Origin of the sequence: Jiangella ureilytica, assembly GCF_004348545.1 — a bacterium.
Lineage (GTDB): Bacteria > Actinomycetota > Actinomycetes > Jiangellales > Jiangellaceae > Jiangella > Jiangella ureilytica.
In genome coordinates, this window is sequence record NZ_SMKL01000060.1 from 1 (window position 1) to 16,651 (window position 16,651).

The 16,651-nt window shown below is 72.1% G+C and carries 14 protein-coding genes; 7 read left to right on the forward strand and 7 right to left on the reverse strand.

Annotated elements, in window-relative coordinates; translation table 11 throughout:
- Positions 1-170: 170 nt before the first annotated feature.
- From E1212_RS21885 to E1212_RS21895, 3 genes are read right to left on the reverse strand one after another with little or no spacing between them, the layout of a single operon-like run.
- Complete coding sequence (locus E1212_RS21885) at positions 171-761, reverse strand: GNAT family N-acetyltransferase (protein ID WP_131986393.1); 591 nt, start codon at positions 759-761, stop codon at positions 171-173.
- Between the two features lie 5 nt (positions 762-766).
- Positions 767-1,417 carry a GNAT family N-acetyltransferase gene (locus E1212_RS21890; RefSeq protein WP_131986395.1) on the reverse strand — a complete coding sequence of 217 codons (651 nt, stop codon included), beginning with the start codon at positions 1,415-1,417 and terminating at the stop codon, positions 767-769.
- Between the two features lie 50 nt (positions 1,418-1,467).
- Positions 1,468-2,883, reverse strand: a complete 1,416-nt coding sequence (locus tag E1212_RS21895; RefSeq protein ID WP_131986397.1) for a protoporphyrinogen/coproporphyrinogen oxidase — start codon at positions 2,881-2,883, stop codon at positions 1,468-1,470.
- A 70-nt stretch (positions 2,884-2,953) separates the two neighbouring features.
- On the opposite strand from E1212_RS21895, the gene E1212_RS21900 reads away from it, so the two are divergent.
- From E1212_RS21900 to E1212_RS21920, 5 genes are all read left to right on the forward strand, one after another.
- Positions 2,954-3,679 carry a DNA alkylation repair protein gene (locus E1212_RS21900; protein ID WP_131986399.1) on the forward strand — a complete coding sequence of 242 codons (726 nt, stop codon included), beginning with the start codon at positions 2,954-2,956 and terminating at the stop codon, positions 3,677-3,679.
- A 22-nt stretch (positions 3,680-3,701) separates the two neighbouring features.
- Positions 3,702-4,928: a thiolase family protein gene (locus tag E1212_RS21905; RefSeq protein WP_131986401.1), complete on the forward strand. Its 1,227-nt coding sequence runs from the start codon at positions 3,702-3,704 to the stop codon at positions 4,926-4,928.
- Positions 4,928-7,036 (forward strand): 3-hydroxyacyl-CoA dehydrogenase NAD-binding domain-containing protein, encoded by a 2,109-nt coding sequence (locus E1212_RS21910; protein WP_131986403.1) that lies wholly within the window; start codon positions 4,928-4,930, stop codon positions 7,034-7,036. Before E1212_RS21905 ends, E1212_RS21910 begins: the two co-directional genes overlap by 1 nt.
- A gap of 95 nt (positions 7,037-7,131) precedes the next feature.
- Entirely contained in the window at positions 7,132-7,617 is a 486-nt protein-coding gene (locus tag E1212_RS21915; RefSeq protein ID WP_131986452.1) for a SigE family RNA polymerase sigma factor, read from the forward strand.
- An 18-nt stretch (positions 7,618-7,635) separates the two neighbouring features.
- The gene (locus E1212_RS21920; RefSeq protein WP_131986405.1) at positions 7,636-8,220 is read left to right on the forward strand and encodes a hypothetical protein; all 585 of its coding nucleotides are present in this window, start codon (positions 7,636-7,638) and stop codon (positions 8,218-8,220) included.
- On the opposite strand, the gene E1212_RS21925 is transcribed toward E1212_RS21920, so the two are convergent.
- Both E1212_RS21925 and dxs read right to left on the reverse strand, forming a co-directional pair.
- Entirely contained in the window at positions 8,217-9,401 is a 1,185-nt protein-coding gene (locus tag E1212_RS21925; protein ID WP_162605580.1) for an AI-2E family transporter, read from the reverse strand. The two genes, E1212_RS21920 and E1212_RS21925, sit on opposite strands and share 4 nt — an antisense overlap.
- A gap of 4 nt (positions 9,402-9,405) precedes the next feature.
- Positions 9,406-11,322, reverse strand: a complete 1,917-nt coding sequence (gene dxs, locus E1212_RS21930; RefSeq protein ID WP_131986409.1) for a 1-deoxy-D-xylulose-5-phosphate synthase — start codon at positions 11,320-11,322, stop codon at positions 9,406-9,408.
- A 140-nt stretch (positions 11,323-11,462) separates the two neighbouring features.
- Here dxs and E1212_RS21935 point away from each other — a divergent pair, with 140 nt between their 5' ends.
- Both E1212_RS21935 and E1212_RS30545 read left to right on the forward strand, forming a co-directional pair.
- Positions 11,463-11,969 carry a hypothetical protein gene (locus E1212_RS21935; protein WP_131986411.1) on the forward strand — a complete coding sequence of 169 codons (507 nt, stop codon included), beginning with the start codon at positions 11,463-11,465 and terminating at the stop codon, positions 11,967-11,969.
- Between the two features lie 53 nt (positions 11,970-12,022).
- Complete coding sequence (locus tag E1212_RS30545; RefSeq protein ID WP_131986413.1) at positions 12,023-12,499, forward strand: hypothetical protein; 477 nt, start codon at positions 12,023-12,025, stop codon at positions 12,497-12,499.
- Positions 12,500-12,592: 93 nt separating this feature from the next.
- Here E1212_RS30545 and E1212_RS30550 read toward each other — a convergent pair whose 3' ends face one another.
- Positions 12,593-13,306, reverse strand: a complete 714-nt coding sequence (locus E1212_RS30550) for a hypothetical protein (RefSeq protein WP_131986415.1) — start codon at positions 13,304-13,306, stop codon at positions 12,593-12,595.
- Between the two features lie 398 nt (positions 13,307-13,704).
- Complete coding sequence (locus tag E1212_RS21955; RefSeq protein ID WP_131986417.1) at positions 13,705-16,542, reverse strand: aconitate hydratase; 2,838 nt, start codon at positions 16,540-16,542, stop codon at positions 13,705-13,707.
- Between the last annotated feature and the right edge of the window lie 109 nt (positions 16,543-16,651).

Consider the following 16,651-nt stretch of genomic DNA (forward strand, 5'->3'; position numbering starts at 1 on the left):
ACCCCGGCCCCGGCCCCGGCCGAGAACGGCGACGACGACCCGCCCGCGGCGCCCGCCGCGGATTGATCACGTTCAGCACGAGATCGCGTGTCGCACTACGCCTGCAACCGTGTCGGGGCACGGGTTGTCGTGGTGGCGGCCCGCCTCGACGACGACCCGTGCGGGCGGTCCTACGCGTAGGCGAGGTACCGGCCCGGCTTGTCCGGTTCCTCGATCTCGAACCGCAGCTCGAGGTCGGTGTGCCGGATCAGCTCGACCTGCTGGGTGAACTGCTCGTTGGTGACGAAGATGTGCCCGCCGAGGCTCCAGTCGCGCGCCAGCCAGCTCCGCAGGGTGTCGAGCAGGAGGCGATCGGTCTGCGTCGCCAGCCGCGACCTCCGCACCCAGAAGTACACCGCGGCGGCGTAGTCGTCCCACCGGTGGTCGCCGCCGACCGGGGTGATGCGCGCCCCGGCGAACGACCGCGCGTCGGTGGGCATGAGGTAGACGCAGCCGAGACACTCCATGCCGGCCGGGTCCATGACCGTGTAGGTGAAGGCCTGGCGGTCCGCGTGCCGCCGCTCCAGCTTCTCGAGGTCCTCGCGGTTGGCGGCGACGGTGAAGTCGTCCGCGGGCCAGCTCGACTGCTCCCAGGTGCGCAGGTAGTCCCTGCTCTCCATGACGGCCGCGTAGTCGAGCTCGGCGTCGGTGGCCAGGATCGGCCGGAGGACGAACTCGTCCGTCGTCAGGCCGCCGGGAGGTTCGACGTTCTCGAGTCGCATGGTGCCTAGTCCTTCCCCGCGCCCAGCAACGGCAGGCAGGGCTCGTGACCCTCGATCGTCACCTCGATGCTCCGGTGCTGCTCCCAGGTCTCGCGGGTCAGCCGGAACCGCTGCTCGACGGCCAGCTTCCCCCGCGAGACGCCCCGCCCGATCCCGTTCTCGGCGTAGCCGAGCTTGCGAGACACTCGCAGCGACGCGTGGTTGTGGACGTAACCGACCGACACCGCCTCCTCGGCGCCCAGCCCGGCGAAGGCCAGGTGCAGCATGGCCGCGCGCATCTCGGTGCCGATGCCCTGCCCCTGGTAGCGCCGGCCGAGCCAGGACTCGGAGTGGACCTGACGCTGGATCGCGAAGTCGTCGGCCTCGACCTCCTGGACGCCCACCGGCGCACCGTCCAGGAAGACGGCCAGGTTCAGCGCCCAGGAGTCGGGCCTGAGCTCCGACAACGTCGTCCAGTGCCGCTGGATGACCCGGCGGGCCAGCTGGTCCGGCGGCAGCTCGGTCCACGGGTTCCCGAACGGCATGACGTCCGGGTCGTGGATGCCCTCGACGGCCAGGTCCGCGAGCTCGGACAGCTCGTCGGGTGCGGGGAACCGCAGCTCCAGCCTGGGTGTCCGCAGCCGCAGGCCGAGGACCGGGAAGTGATCGATCAGCATCGCCGCAGTGTGCCCCGCGGGCACCGGCGGCGCCAGTCGATAACGGCGCCTCAGCTGAGTCCGTCGGCGTAGCCGGAGCGGGCGAACCGTTCGCGTGCCACCGTCCACGCGTACCGGTCGAACCGGCCGTCGTCGCGGATGGCGTCGACGGCGCCGTAGGCCATGAGCAGCGCCTGGTCGATGTTCTCGAGCACGAACAGACCCTGCCGGCCGAGCGTGACGACGCGGCGGATCATGCGGGCCCAGCTGTCGACGTCGCTGAGGTCGTGCTCGTAGCCGACGCGGTAGATCGGGTACGACTGGCCGATGCGGCGGCTCTCGACGTGGACCCGGTTGACCTTGGGCAGCCCGGTGAGCCCCAGGGTCTCGTCGACGAGGTCGGCCAGTGACTCGTCGTCGAGCCCCCACACGTCGTCGGTCATGGAGCACGGGATCTCGGCGCACAGCACGGACCGGTCGGCGGGGTCGTCGGCGTTGGCGCGGTAGTTGGCCGGTTCGGAGATGCGGATGACCGGCGTACGCGGGTCGGGGATGTCGTGGGAGTCGTGCGGGCTCCACCGTCCGCCCTGGTGGACGACGTAGACCAGCAGCATGGCGCGGTAGCGCAGCCGGGCCGACGACTCGATGGACGTCAGCGACGGCGCCGGCCGGGCGATGCGGGCGAGCACGGGCAGCGGCAGCGTCGAGAACACCAGCCCGCCGGTGACGAGGTCGCCGTCCTGGGTGCTGACCTCGACCTCGTCCTCGGTGACCCGGACGCGGTCGACCTCGGCCTCGCACCGGATCTCGACGCCGGCCGTGACGGCGGCGTCGGCGAGCGCCTCGACCAGCTGCCCGAACCCGGTGCGCGGGTAGAAGTAGCCGCCGCCGGTGGCCGACGTGCTGCCCTTGCGGCCGCGGCGCAGCGCCCGGGCGGCGACCCGCCAGGTGCCGAGGCGGTCGGTCTGGCGGCGGGCCTGTTCGGCGCTGATGCGGTCGCCGGGCATGCCCCACTGCTTCTCGGCCAGCGGGCCGTAGACGGACTCGTACAGCGCCGGCCCGACGCGGCTGCGCACGAGGCCGCCGTACGTCTCGGCCTCTTCGCGGCGGAACTTCGACACCGCGGAGTCGCGCGCGACCTTCGCCAGGAACGACGGGGGCAGCCGGCGGGCGGCCTCTTCGGCCCGCAGCGGCATGCCCAGCCACTGGTCGCCGACGCGGATGCGGCTGGACCGGCGCCGCTGCTGCAGGTCGTCGCCGAGCAGCGCCCGCAGGTCGTGCAGGATGGCCGGCGGCGTGTTGGGGTCGAGCCGGTGCGAGCCCTGGTCGACGCGCACGCCGCCCACCTCGAACGACGCGGCCAGCCCGCCCACGTGGTCGGCGCGCTCGAGCAGCGCGACCTTCATGCCCCGCTGGGCAGCGCGCCAGGCGGCGGCGAGGCCCGCGGGCCCCGCGCCGATCACGATGAGATCGTACGAGCCGGTCATGTGAAGACTCAGCCTAACGACATCGGCGCCCGCGACACGCCGCACCCGCCGTAACGCCTAGCGTGGCGCCATGGTCACCGCTCCTGACACCGCTCTCGTCGAGGCCGTCCGGACGGCGTTGCGCGCGGCCGCCGACCCCGCGGCCGCTGAGCCGATGCGCGCCTACATGAAGTCGGAGATGCCGTTCCTCGGCGTCCCCAAACCGGCCCGCACGGCCGCGCTCGAGCCGGTCTTCGCCGAGCATCGGATCGACGACGGCGTCAGCTGGCGGTCCGCGGTGCTCACCTTGTGGGACGGCGCCGAGTTCCGCGAGGAGCGCTACGCCGCCGTCACGCTGGCCCAGCTGACGCAGTACGCCGCGTTCGCGACCCGGCCGGACGCGCTCGACCTCTACGACCACCTCGTGGTCACGGGCGCCTGGTGGGACTTCGTCGACGAGGTCGCGATCCGCTCGGTCGGCCCGGTGCTGCGCGGGCACCATGACGCCGTCGCCCCGGTCGTGCGGCGATGGGCCCGCGACGCCGACCGCTGGCGCCGCCGCACGGCCGTGATCTGCCAGATCGGCTCGAAGGCCGAGATCGACGTCGACCTGCTGGCCGAGGCCGTCCAGGCCAATCTCGGCGACGACGACTTCTTCCTGCGCAAGGGCATCGGCTGGGCGCTGCGCCAGCACGCCCGGGTCGACCCCGAGTGGGTGCGTCGCTTCGTGGCCGCGCACGAGGGCGAGCTGTCGGCGTTGTCACGCCGCGAGGCACTGCGTAACATCGACCCACCGAGTATTGTTACTCGTGGGTAGCTTCCGATCCGAGGAGGGCCACGTGCCACGCTCCACCAGGCCTGTTCGCGACGTGCTGTTCGTCGACGGCGTCCGCACGCCGTTCGGCAAGGCCGGCCCCAAGGGCATGTACCACGAGACCCGCGCCGACGATCTCGTCATCAACTGCATCCGCGAGCTGCTGCGCCGCAACCCGGGCCTGCCGCCCGAGCGCGTCGACGACGTCGCCATCGCCGCGACCACGCAGCTCGGCGACCAGGGCCTGACCATCGGGCGCACGGCGGCGCTGCTGGCCGGGCTGCCGACGTCGGTCCCGGGCTACGCCATCGACCGCATGTGCGCCGGCGCCATGACGGCCGTCACCACCACGGCGGGCGGCATCGCGTTCGGAGCCTATGACGTCGTCATCGCCGGCGGCGTCGAGCACATGGGCCGCCATCCCATGGGCGAGGGCGTCGACCCCAACCCGCGCATCCTCGCCGAGAAGCTGGTCGACCCGTCCGCGCTGGTCATGGGCAGCACCGCCGAGAACCTGCACGACCGCTTCCCGCACCTGTCCAAGGAGCGGGCTGACGCGTTCGCCGCGGCCAGCCAGGCCAAGTACGCGAAGGCGGCGGCCGACGGCAAGATCCAGCCCGACCTCGTCCCCGTCGCCACCCGCAGCGTCGAGCAGGGCTGGGGCCTGGCCACGGCCGACGAGCCGCCGCGGCCGGGCAAGTCGGTCGACGACCTCGCCGTGCTCAAGACGCCGTTCCGCCCGCACGGACGGGTCACCGCCGGCAACGCCGCGGGCCTGAACGACGGCGCCACCGCGGCCCTGCTGGTCAGCGACGAGGCGGCCGCGGAGTTCGGGCTGACGCCGAAGATGCGGCTGGTGTCGTACTCCTTCGCCGGCGTCGAGCCCGAGGTCATGGGCGTCGGCCCGGTCCCGGCCACCGAGAAGGCGCTGGCCAAGGCCGGGCTCTCCATCGACGACATCGGGCTGTTCGAGATCAACGAGGCGTTCGCCGTGCAGGTGCTGGCCTTCCTCGACCACTTCGGCATCGCCGACGACGACCCCCGCGTCAACCAGTACGGCGGCGCCATCGCCGTCGGCCACCCGCTCGCCTCGTCCGGCGTCCGGCTGATGAACCAGTTGGCCCGCCAGTTCGAGGAGCACCCCGAGGTCCGCTACGGCGTCACCACCATGTGCATCGGCATCGGCATGGGCGGCACCGTCGTCTGGGAGAACCCGCACCACACCGACTACGCCCAGGAGGCCGCGGCCTGATGACCACCGACCTGGCCACCGTCTTCCCCGACGAGGTCGTCACCACCTCGCACGTGCGCGTCGTCGAGCTGCCGCTCGGCGCCGGCAGGGCCGCGCTCATCACGCTCGACAACGGCCACGACCACACCAAGCCGAACACGCTCGGACCGGCCACGCTGCTGGGCCTCGAGAAGGCCATCGACGCCGCCTATGCGGTACCGGGCGTCGTCGCCGTCGCCGTCACCGGCAAGCCGTTCATCCTGGCCGCCGGCGCCGACCTCAAGGGCATGGCGCTGGTCACCGAGCGCGACCAGGCCGTTGCGCTCGGTCGGCTCGGCCACCGGGTGTTCGGCAAGCTCGCCAACGGGCCGGTGCCCACGTTCGCGCTGATCAACGGCATGGCGCTGGGCGGCGGGCTCGAGATCGCGCTGCACTGCACCTACCGGACGGTGTCGAACGCGGCCCAGGGCATCGCGCTGCCCGAGGTCTTCCTGGGCCTCATCCCGGGCTGGGGTGGCGCCTGGCTGCTGCCGAACCTCATCGGCGCCGACAAGGCGGTCACCGTCATCGTCGAGAACGCGCTCAACCAGAACCGCATGCTGCGCGGCCCCCAGGTGGCCCAGCTCGGCATCGCCGACGCCGCGTTCGACGGCGCCGACTTCCTCGAGCGGTCGCTGCACTGGGCGGCGCAGGTGCTGCGCGGCGACGTGGTCGTCTCACGGCCGGAGATCGACCGGTCGGAGTCGGCGTGGGATGCCGCGGTCGCGCGCGGCAAGGCGGCCGCCGACGGCCGGCTGCACGGCGCCACGCCGGCCCCGTACCGGGCGCTGGAGCTGATCGCCGCCGCGCGCACCGTCACGCGCGAGAAGGGCTTCGCCGCCGAGGACGAGGCGCTCGGCGACCTCGTCATGGGCGACGACCTACGCTCCGGCGTGTACGCGTTCGACCTCACCCAGCGCCGTGCCAAGCGGCCGGCCGGCGCGCCCGACAGGTCTCTGGCCCGGCCGGTCACGAAGGTCGGCATCGTCGGCGCCGGGCTCATGGCCAGCCAGCTGGCGCTGCTGTTCGTCCGCCGGCTCGAGGTCCCGGTGGTGCTCACCGACCTCGACGCCGAACGTGTCGACAAGGGCGTCGGCTGGGTGCATGCCGAGATCGACAAGCTGGCGGCCAAGGGCCGGCTCTCCCCCGACGCCCGCAACAAGCTGACGGCGCTGGTCAGCGGCTCGACCGACAAGGCCGTCTTCGCCGACGCCGACTTCGTCATCGAGGCCGTGTTCGAGGAGATGAAGGTCAAGCAGCAGGTCTTCGCCGAGCTCGAAGCCGTCGTCTCCCCCGAGTGCGTGCTGGCCACCAACACGTCGTCGCTGTCGGTGTCCGAGATGGCCTCGAAGCTGCGGCACCCCGAGCGCGTGGTCGGCTTCCACTTCTTCAACCCGGTGGCCGTGCTGCCGTTGGTCGAGGTGGTCCGGACGGCGCAGACCGACGACGCGACGCTGGCCACCGCGTTCGCCGTCGGCAAGACGCTGAAGAAGTCGTGCGTGCAGGTCCTGGACGCGCCGGCGTTCGTCGTCAACCGCGTCCTCACCCGGCTCATCGGCGAGATCACCCGCGCGGCCGACGAAGGAACCCCGCTCGAGGTCGCCGACAACGCGCTCGCGCCGCTCGGTCTGCCCATGACGCCGTTCGTGCTGCTGCAGCTCGTCGGCCCGGCCGTCGCCCTGCACGTCGCCGAGACCCTGCACGACGCCTACCCCGACCGCTTCCCGGTGTCGGAGAACCTGCGCCGCCTGGTCGCGGCCGGCAAGCCCGGCATCTGGTCCTGGAACGAGCAGGGCAAGCCCTACCTCGACGACCAGACCGCCGCGCTGTTCGAGCAGGGCGGCGTCGCGCTGACGGCCGACGAGGTGCGCGAGCGGGCCCTGGGCGCCGTCGCCCACGAGATCCGCATCATGCTCGACGAGGGCGTCGTCGCCGAGGCGCAGGACATCGACCTGTGCATGCTCCTCGGCGCCGGCTGGCCGTTCCACCTCGGCGGCATCACGCCGTATCTCGACCGCAGCGGCGTCGCCGAGCGGGCCACCGGCCGGCGGTTCCTCCCGCCCGGCGTCGCCAGCGTCGCCCGCGGCTGAGGCCGTCGCCGGCCGGTTCCTTTCCGTCCAAGTGCAACACCTGCCCCCTGCGGTGGCGTTGACGCAGTAGAGACGGAGAGGAGCCGGCCGTGACGATGCCGCCGTTCGAGGACTGGGCGCACGCTGCCGGTCCGTCGCTGCGGCGCGTCGCAGGCCTGCTGTGCGACCACGCCGCCGACGCCGACGACCTCGTCCAGGAGACGCTGGTCAAGGTGTACCTGCGCTGGTCGCGGATCAGCCGGCTGGACAACCCGGACGCCTACGTGCGCGCCATGCTGGCCAACCAGCATGTGTCGATGCGCCGGTCGCAGAGCCGCGACCGGCGGGGACGGCGCTGGCCCGGCGCGCCGGCCGAGGTCTCGCACGGTGAGCCCGCGGTGGTCGAGCGGTCGGCGCTGGCCGACGCGCTGGCTGGGCTCGGCGCCCGGCAGCGCGCCGTCGTGGTGCTGCGGTACTACTGCGACCTCTCCGACGAGCAGATCGCCGACGCCCTCGGCTGCAGTCAGCGGACCGTGCGCAGCCAGGCGTCGCGAGCACTGGCGCGGCTGCGCACGACGGCCGCCGCCGAAGAACTCGGCTGAGAGCGAGAGGAGCCGGAGATGGACGAACAGGCACTACGCGAGGCGCTCCGGTCCGAGGCCGCGGAGCACGCCTTCGACCCCGCCGCCGTCGGCCGCGCGATCGAGCGCGGCCGCGCCCACCGTCGCCGGCGCCGGACGGCGCTGCTCGCCGTCGCCCCGGTGGTCGCGCTGACGGCGGCCGGCGGTGTCGCGGCCGTGCTGCGGTCGGAGCCCAGCGATGACGGCACCGAGGCGGCGTCCGCGCCGGTACAGCTGCTGACCCAGCTCACCAACCCCGGACTCGTCTTCGACGCCCGTCTCGAGGGCGCGCTCACGGTGACTGATGACGGTTGCGTCGCGATCACCCCCATCGGCGGCGCCATCGTGCCGGTCGCCTGGCCCCCGGAATGGACGGTGCAGCGCGACGAGGACGGGCGGGCCGTCGTCTACGACCCCCGAGGTGGTGCGCTGGCACGCGAAGACGGCCCCGTCGGCGTTGGCGGTGGCATGGTCAATGCCGCGGCCGAGGCGGCCGCCTTCGACCCGGCGCACCCGTGCGCTCTCGGTGCGTCCAGGGTCTTCCAGGTGGCCGAGCCGCTGTACCTGCTGGGATTCGGTCGTTAGCGCGACGGGGCGCGCGACTCGACCGGCGACGGCGGGTCGTCGGAGGGCGGCGCCGCCGGGTGCTCGCTCGGTGGTCCGCCGCCGTCGTCGGGCGGTGCGGCGTTCTCGTTCCGCTCTCTGGCCCGGGTGACCTTCCGCCAGGCCATGACCGCGGCCGCGATGGCGCCGGTGACCGGCACCGCGAGGAACAGCCCGACCAGCCCGAAGGCCGCGGCCGCCGCCGTCGTCAGGATGAGGGTGACGACGGGGTGGAAGTTCAGCGCCCGCGACATCAGCAGCGGCGACAGCACGTTGCCCTCGATCTGCTGCACGATGATCACGATGATCAGCGCCCACAGCGCCGTCGAGAACCCGCCCGAGAACAGCGCCACCAGCACCGCGACCGCACCGGCCAGCGTCGCGCCCACCAGCGGGATGTAGGCCATGATGAACGTCAGCGCGCCGATGGGGACGGCCAGCGGCACGTCGAGGATCAGCAGGCCGACGCCGATCAGCACGCCGTCGACCAGACCGGTCAGCGTCGAGGCGTAGAACCAGTTGCCGGCGGTGCGCATCGAGGCCCGGAAGGCGGCGTCGGCGGGCTCGCGGTGCGACGGGGCCAGCGCCCCCACGAACTGCTTCCACAGCTTGTCGCCGCTGGTCAGCGCGAAGATGGCGAAGAACGTGGCGATCAGGATGACGGTCGCGAAGTTGCCGACCAGCGACAGTCCGCCCACCGCCGCGCTCGTGACGTCACCGAGGACGTCGCCGAGCCGGGACTGCAGTTCCCCGAGGAGATCCTGGACGCTCTGCGTGTCCATGCCGAAGGGCCCGCCCCCGAGCCAGTCGTTGATCTCGTTGATCGACCCGGTGACGGCGTCGACCATGCGCGGCCATGAGTCGACCACCTCGGTGATGACGAACACCAGCAGCCCGGCGAAGAAGGCCAGGAACAGCAGCACACACAGCAGAGCCGCGAGCACGGCCGGGACTCGCTTGCTGCGCAGCCACCGGGCCAGCGGCCACAGCAGCGCGACCTCGGCGAAGCCGAGCACGACCGCCGTCGCGATGAACTGCACCTGCAGGACCAGCCACATGGCCGCGGCGAGGGCGACGCCGATGACCAGCAGGCGGGCGGCGATGATCGACTCGGGCCGCAGCCAGTCGGGGTCCGGACGGCGTCCGGCAGGAGTGGTGGTCACCCGATCACACCGTCGTCGCCCGGTCGTGCGGTGCGCTGTCGAGCGCCGCCACCAGGCCGGAGACCTCGCGGGCCAGGTTCTGCGCCGTGAGCCCGGCATCGGCCAGGATCTCGTCGCGTTTGGCGTGGTCGACGAAGCGTTGCGGCAGCCCGTGGTCGCGCACCGGGACGGTGACCCCGGCGTCGCGCAGCTTCTGCGCCAGCACCGAGCCGACGCCGCCGACCCGGCCGTTGTCCTCGATGGTCACCACCAGCCGGTGCTGGCGGGCGAGGTCGACGAGCACGTCGTCGAGGGGCTTCACCCAGCGCGGGTCGACGACGGTGACGCCGACACCCTGCGCGTCGAGGCGCTTCGCGGTGTCGACCCCGACCTGGCCCATGGCCCCGACGGCGACCAGCAGCACGTCCTTCGCCTCGGCCCGGGCCAGCACATCGACCGTGCCGAGCCGCTCGAGCGCCGGGACGTCGGGTCCGACGGCGCCCTTGGGGAACCGCACCACGGTGGGCGCGTCGTCGACGTCGAGCGCCTCGGTGAACTGCTCGGCCAGCTGTGCGCCGTCGCGCGGGGCGGCGAGCCGCAGCCCGGGCACGACCTGCAGGATCGAGAGGTCCCACATGCCGTTGTGCGACGGGCCGTCGTTGCCGGTGACGCCGGCGCGGTCGAGCACGAACGTGACGCCGGCCTTGTGCAGCGCGCAGTCCATGAGCACCTGGTCGAAGGCCCGGTTGAGGAACGTGGCGTACACAGCGACCACGGGGTGCAGGCCCATGGCCGCCATGCCGGCCGCCGACGTGGCGGCGTGCTGCTCGGCGATGCCGACGTCGAAGCAGCGGTCGGGGAAGGCCCGCGCGAACGGCTCGAGCCCCGTCGGGCCCAGCATGGCGGCGGTGACGGCGACGACGTCGGGCCGCGACCGCCCGGCCCGCACGATGGTCTCGCTGAACACGTCGGTCCACTCGCGCACCGGTGCGCCCGCGGGGGCGCCGGTGGCGGGGTCGAACGGGCGCGGGCTGTGCATCTGGTCGGCCTCGTCGCGGATGGCGGGGTCGTAGCCGTACCCCTTCTGCGTGAGGCAGTGCACCAGCACCGGGCCGCGGAACCGCTTGGCCTGCGTGAGCGCCTGCTCGACCTGGGCGCGGTCGTGCCCGTCGATGGGGCCGATGTACTTGAGCCCGAGGTCCTCGAACATGCCCTGCGGCGCGAACATGTCCTTGAGGCCCTTCTTGACGCCGTGCAGCGCCTCGTAGAGCGGCGGCCCGACCAGCGCCGTGCGGCCCAGGGTGCGCTTGACGACCTCGAGGGTCTGTTCGTAGCGGGGATCGGTGCGCAGCCCGCTGAGGTGTGCCGCCAGCCCGCCCACCGTCGGCGAGTAGGAACGCCCGTTGTCGTTGACGACGATGACCAGCGGACGGCGGCCGGGACCGGTCTGCGGCCCGCCGGCGATGTTGTTCAGCGCCTCCCAGGCCATGCCGCCGGTGAGGGCGCCGTCGCCGATGAACGCGACGACCGTGCGGTCGCGCTCGCCGCGCACCGCGAACGCCTTGGCCATGCCGTCGGCGTAGGACAGCGCCGTCGACGCGTGCGAGTTCTCGACCCAGTCGTGCTCGCTCTCGGCCCGGCTGGGGTAGCCGGACAGCCCGCCGGCCTGCTTGAGCCTCGAGAAGTCGTGCCGGCCGGTGAGCATCTTGTGCACGTAGGCCTGGTGCCCGGTGTCGAAGACGATGGGGTCGCGCGGGGAGTCGAACACCCGGTGCGCGGCGATGGTCAACTCGACGACGCCGAGGTTGGGTCCCAGGTGCCCGCCGTTCGAGGCGCACGTCGCCACGAGCCGGTCGCGGATCTCCGCGGCCAGCGACTCGAGCTCGTCACCGGACAACGCCCGCAGGTCGCGGGGGTCCTTGATGCGGTCGAGGAGTCCCACCAGTGCCGCCTCCAAGTAGCGTCGGTGCCGGCTGCCGAGTCTAGTGGGCAAGAGGCTGTCGATCACGTTCAGGTGTCAGTGTTCACTCGTTGTGACGTGATGGCGTTGAGCGCGGGGCGCGCGAGCACTAGCCTTCCGCTGTGCCTCACGAGGAACGGGCGTGGCACCGGACGTGGGGACCGGTCAGCCGTCTGGGACGCCGTACCACCGGAGCGATCGTCGCCGCCGCCGGTTCCCTGCTGTGCGCCCTCAGCGCCTACGTGGCGTGGTACGGCGACCGCGCCCCCCACGATCTCCCCATCCGCCACCTGGCGTCGACGGCGGCACCCGGAGCCGCGTCGGGCTACTGGGCGTCGGTGGCGGCGCCGCTGGCGGTGGTGGCGGCTCTGGGTGCGCTGGGGGCGCTGGTGCGGTTCCGGTTCCTGCTGGGACTGGCCTGGATGATCGGCGTGGCGACGCTGGTGCTGTGGGGACTGATGCGGGCCATCGGCAACACGACGGAGAGCGCCGGGTCCGGCGTGCCCGTGGGGTCGGGCGTGTGGGTGTGCGCGGTGGGGCTGCTGCTGATCCTGATCGGCACGGTGGTCATGGGGCCGCGCAAGGAAGAGGTCGACGCCCCGCTGTCGATGTTCGGAGACGACAGCTGACGGCGTGCGTGGCACTCTGAGTGGGTAAGCCCTCTGCGAGGGAGGCGATCCACATGCTCGCACGTCAGCGCATCGGCGGCGCCGTCGTCGCCCTGATCGGCGCCCTGGGCGTCACCGCCAGCGCCTACCTCGACTGGTACCGCGGCCTCGACGCCACCGACATCCCGCTCGAGCGGCTGTTCCAGACCTCCATCAGCACCGGCGAGCCGTCGTCCTACTGGAACTCCATGGCGCTGGCATTGTCGCTGGTGACGGTGCTCGGCGTGGTCGGGGCGCTGCTGCTGTCGCGGTTCGTCCTGGGCCTGGGCTGGCTGATCGGCGTGGCGACCCTGGTCCTCTGGATCGTCATGTCCGCCAACGACGACCTGCTGACGGTGTCCGTGGGCGACCTGCAGGCCGGCGTCTGGGTGTGCGCGGCCGGGTTGCTCGTCATGCTGGTCGGCATCATCGGCATGGGCCGCGGCGACCGCCGCACCCGTGCCGCCTCCGACGACCCCCGCAACGAGCCCGTCCCCCCGCCCGCGCCCTGACGCCGCGTCCTGGGTCTGGCGCGCGTCCTGGGTCTGACGCGCGCTCCGACGGCATTCCGGGCCGTTTCGCGCGCCTGACGCCCAGGACGCGCCTCAGACCCAGGACCAGGAGATCGGCGTGGCTCGAACCGGGCACCGTTTGATCGCTGCGGCGAACCGCACCGCCAGGCGCTTCCGGTCGTTCCGAGCCAGGTCCCAGCCATAACGGACCACTTCCAAACCCAGCTCACGGAGCTGCCACTCCCGTTCTCGCTGGTCGGCGACCACTCGGCCGGCGTCGAGACGACCGTCGTACTTGAGCGACCCGTCGCCCTCGAACACCAGCCACCGATCGGCCAGCAGATGATCGACCCGGTACCGGCGCCGGCCGGTGTCGATCCAGACGTTCGACACCGGCACCGGCAGACCGTTCTCGATGAACGCCAGCCGCCCCAGAGTCTCCAGTGGGCTCTCCGCGCGGGGATCGGCGTGCGCGACCAGCCATGCGGCAGCGCCGACACCTCGCCAGCCCGTCTGGAACTCGAGCACAGCCTGCAGGTCCGCCACCGTCGCACCCGCCGCCAGCACCGCATCGGCCACGACCAGCGCGTCGGCGCGCGGCGCGGTCCGCGCGATGTCGATGGTCGTTCGGGCCGGTCCAGTGGTCCGGCTGCCGTTCGCATAGCTGCGGTGGTGCGGCGCCAGCGAGACGGCTCGAAGCCGGCCGCTGCGATTGTTGCTGTCCGTGCCGCAGCCCAAGGGCACCAGGGCCAGCGGCCGATCCGGCGGCGCGCTGATCGCCGGCAGTCCCAGCACCCCGGCCGCCACCAGCCGCCGGCCGCGGCTGCCGGGCCGCAGGCCAGCGTGAAGGCACGCGAACGGTGAGCGAACGCCGTCCATTCGTCGGTGGCGAGATACTCGGCCGCACCGGCGTACACACCATCGGCCAGGCGAATCAGCAGGCCGGTCTGCGCCAGGCGCCGAAATCGGTCCTTCGTGATGCCCTTCGTCGCCGCTTCGCGCAGGCTGAAGACGCCGCGGCCGCTGCGGAGCAGACGGCCGACGTCGTCGGGCAGGGAGGGCGGGGCGGGCAGGAGGCTCACGCCGTCGAGCCCAGCAGACCGGAACCCGCGCCGCCACGGCGATTCCCAGAAATGTGGACAGCACGGCGCCGCCGGCCGGCCTGTGGATGACAGGACCGGCCGGCGGCGGACGCCGTCAGCCGCTCAGAGGAGGCCGCGCAGCACGAACTGCATGATGCCGCCGTGGCGGTAGTAGTCCGCCTCGCCCGGCGTGTCGATGCGGACGACCGCGTCGAACTCCACGTCACCAGCGCGCACGTGCACCGTCGCGGGCGTCGAACCCTCGTTGAGCGCCGTCACGCCCGTGATGTCGAACGTCTCCTCGCCGGTCAGCCCGAGCGACTCGGCCGACGCGCCCTCGGGGAACTGCAGCGGCAGCACGCCCATGCCGATGAGGTTGGACCGGTGGATCCGCTCGTACGACTCCGCGATGACCGCGCGAACGCCCAGCAGCGCCGTCCCCTTGGCCGCCCAGTCGCGCGACGACCCCGACCCGTACTCCTTGCCGGCCAGGATCACCAGCGGCACACCGGCCGAGGCGTACGCCACCGACGCGTCGTAGATCGACGTCACCGGCGCGTCGGCCTGCGTGAAGTCGCGGGTGTAGCCGCCCTCGGTCCCTGGTGCGATCTGGTTGCGCAGCCGGATGTTGGCGAACGTCCCGCGGATCATCACCTCGTGGTTGCCGCGCCGCGACCCGTACGAGTTGAAGTCGCGCCGCTCGACCCCGTGCGACGACAGGTACGTGCCCGCCGGCGAGTCGGTCTTGATGGCGCCCGCCGGGCTGATGTGGTCGGTCGTCACCGAGTCGCCCAGCTTCGCCAGCACCCGCGCACCCGCGATGTCCTCGACCGGCTCCGGCGACGGGCCCATGCCCTCGAAGTACGGGGGCTTGCGCACATACGTGGAGTCGGCGTCCCAGGCGAAGGTGTCGCCCGACGGCGTCGGCAGCGACTGCCACTGCTGGTCGCCGGCGAACACGTCGGCGTAGTCGCGGGTGAACATCTCGCTCGCGATCGCCGACTCGACGACCTGCTCGATCTCGGCCGGCGACGGCCACAGGTCGCGCAGGTAGACCGGCTCGCCGTCGTTCCCCGTGCCCAGCGGCTCGGTCGTGATGTCGATGTCCATGCTGCCGGCCAGCGCGTAGGCGACCACCAGCGGCGGCGACGCCAGGTAGTTCATCTTGACGTCGGGGTTGATGCGGCCCTCGAAGTTCCGGTTGCCCGACAGCACCGAGACGACGGCGAGGTCGTTCTCGTTGACGGCGTTGCTGATGGGGTCGCCGAGCGGGCCGGAGTTGCCGATGCACGTCGTGCAGCCGTAGCCGACCAGGTGGAAGCCCAGCTTCTCGAGGTACGGGGTGAGCCCCGCGCGCTCGTAGTAGTCCATGACGACCTTCGAGCCCGGCGCGAGCGTCGTCTTGACCCACGGCTTGCGGTTGAGCCCGCGCTCGACCGCCTTCTTGGCCAGCAGCGCCGCGCCGATCATGACCGACGGGTTCGAGGTGTTGGTGCACGACGTGATGGCGGCGATGACGACGGCTCCGTGGTCGATCTCGCACTCGGTGCCGTCGTCGAGCGTCACCCGGGTGGGCGCTGTCGGCCGGCCCCCCGCGGTGGTGGCCGCCGACGCGACGGCAGGCGAGTCCTCGGCACCGTTACCGGGGTGCACGGCTACCGGGTCGCTGGCCGGGAAGGTGTCCTCCACCGCGTCGTCGAGTTCGGTGTGCGGGCCCTCGTCATGGGCGACATAGTCGCGCAGCGAGGTGCGGAACGCCGTCTTGGCGTCGGTCAACGAGACGCGGTCCTGCGGCCGCTTCGGGCCGGCGATGGAGGGGACGATGGTGCCGAGGTCGAGCTCCAGGTACTCGGAGTACGTGGGCTCCATGGCCGGGTCGTGCCAGAGGCCCTGCTCCTTCGCGTACGCCTCGACCAGGGCGACCTGCTCGTCGGCGCGGCCGGTGAGACGCAGGTAGCGGACGGTCTCGTCGTCGATCGGGAACACCGCGATGGTGGAGCCGTACTCAGGGCTCATGTTGCCGATGGTGGCGCGGTTGGCCAGCGGCACCTCGGCGACGCCGGGGCCGTAGAACTCGACGAACTTGCCGACGACGCCGTGCTTGCGCAGCTGCTCGGTGATGGTGAGCACGAGGTCGGTGGCGGTGGCTCCCTCGGGGAGCGAGCCGAACAGCTTGAAGCCGACCACGCGCGGGATCAGCATGCTGACCGGCTGTCCGAGCATGGCCGCCTCGGCCTCGATGCCGCCGACCCCCCAGCCGACCACGCCCAGGCCGTTGACCATGGTGGTGTGGCTGTCGGTGCCCACGCAGGTGTCGGGGTACGCGACGGTGGTGTCGCCGACGGTCTTGGTGTAGATGGTGCGGGCGAGGTGCTCGATGTTCACCTGGTGCACGATGCCGGTGCCCGGCGGGACGACCTTGAAGTCGTCGAACGCGCCCTGGCCCCAGCGGAGGAACTGGTAGCGCTCCTTGTTGCGGCCGTACTCGAGCTCGACGTTGCGGGCGAAGGAGTCGGGCGCGCCGAACACGTCGGCGATGACGGAGTGGTCGATGACCAGCTCGGCCGGCGCCAGCGGGTTGATCTTCGACGGGTCGCCGCCGAGGTCGCTCATGGCCTCGCGCATGGTGGCGAGGTCGACGACGCACGGGACGCCGGTGAAGTCCTGCATGACGACGCGCGCGGGGGTGAACTGGATCTCGGTGTTCGGCTGCGCCTCGGCGTCCCAGTCGACCAGCGCGCGGACGTGGTCGGCGGTGATGTTGGCGCCGTCCTCGGTGCGCAGCAGGTTCTCCAGCAGGATCTTCAGGCTGTACGGCAGCCGGGAGACGTCGCCCGCCGCGGCCAGCCGGTACACCTCGTAGGAGGCGTCACCGACCTGGAGGGTTCCCTTCGCGCCGAAGCTGTCCTTGCTGGTCACGTTCGATCCCCAACCTCTCGCATCCGTGGCGTTCCCGCACATCGTCGCGCACCGCTCATGGTGGTGCCGCGCTGAGGCTCGCCTAACTGCAAGTCTCTTGACTTCAAGATATCACGTTCGAATCTTCTTCGTCCGGGCTGTCACATTCGGG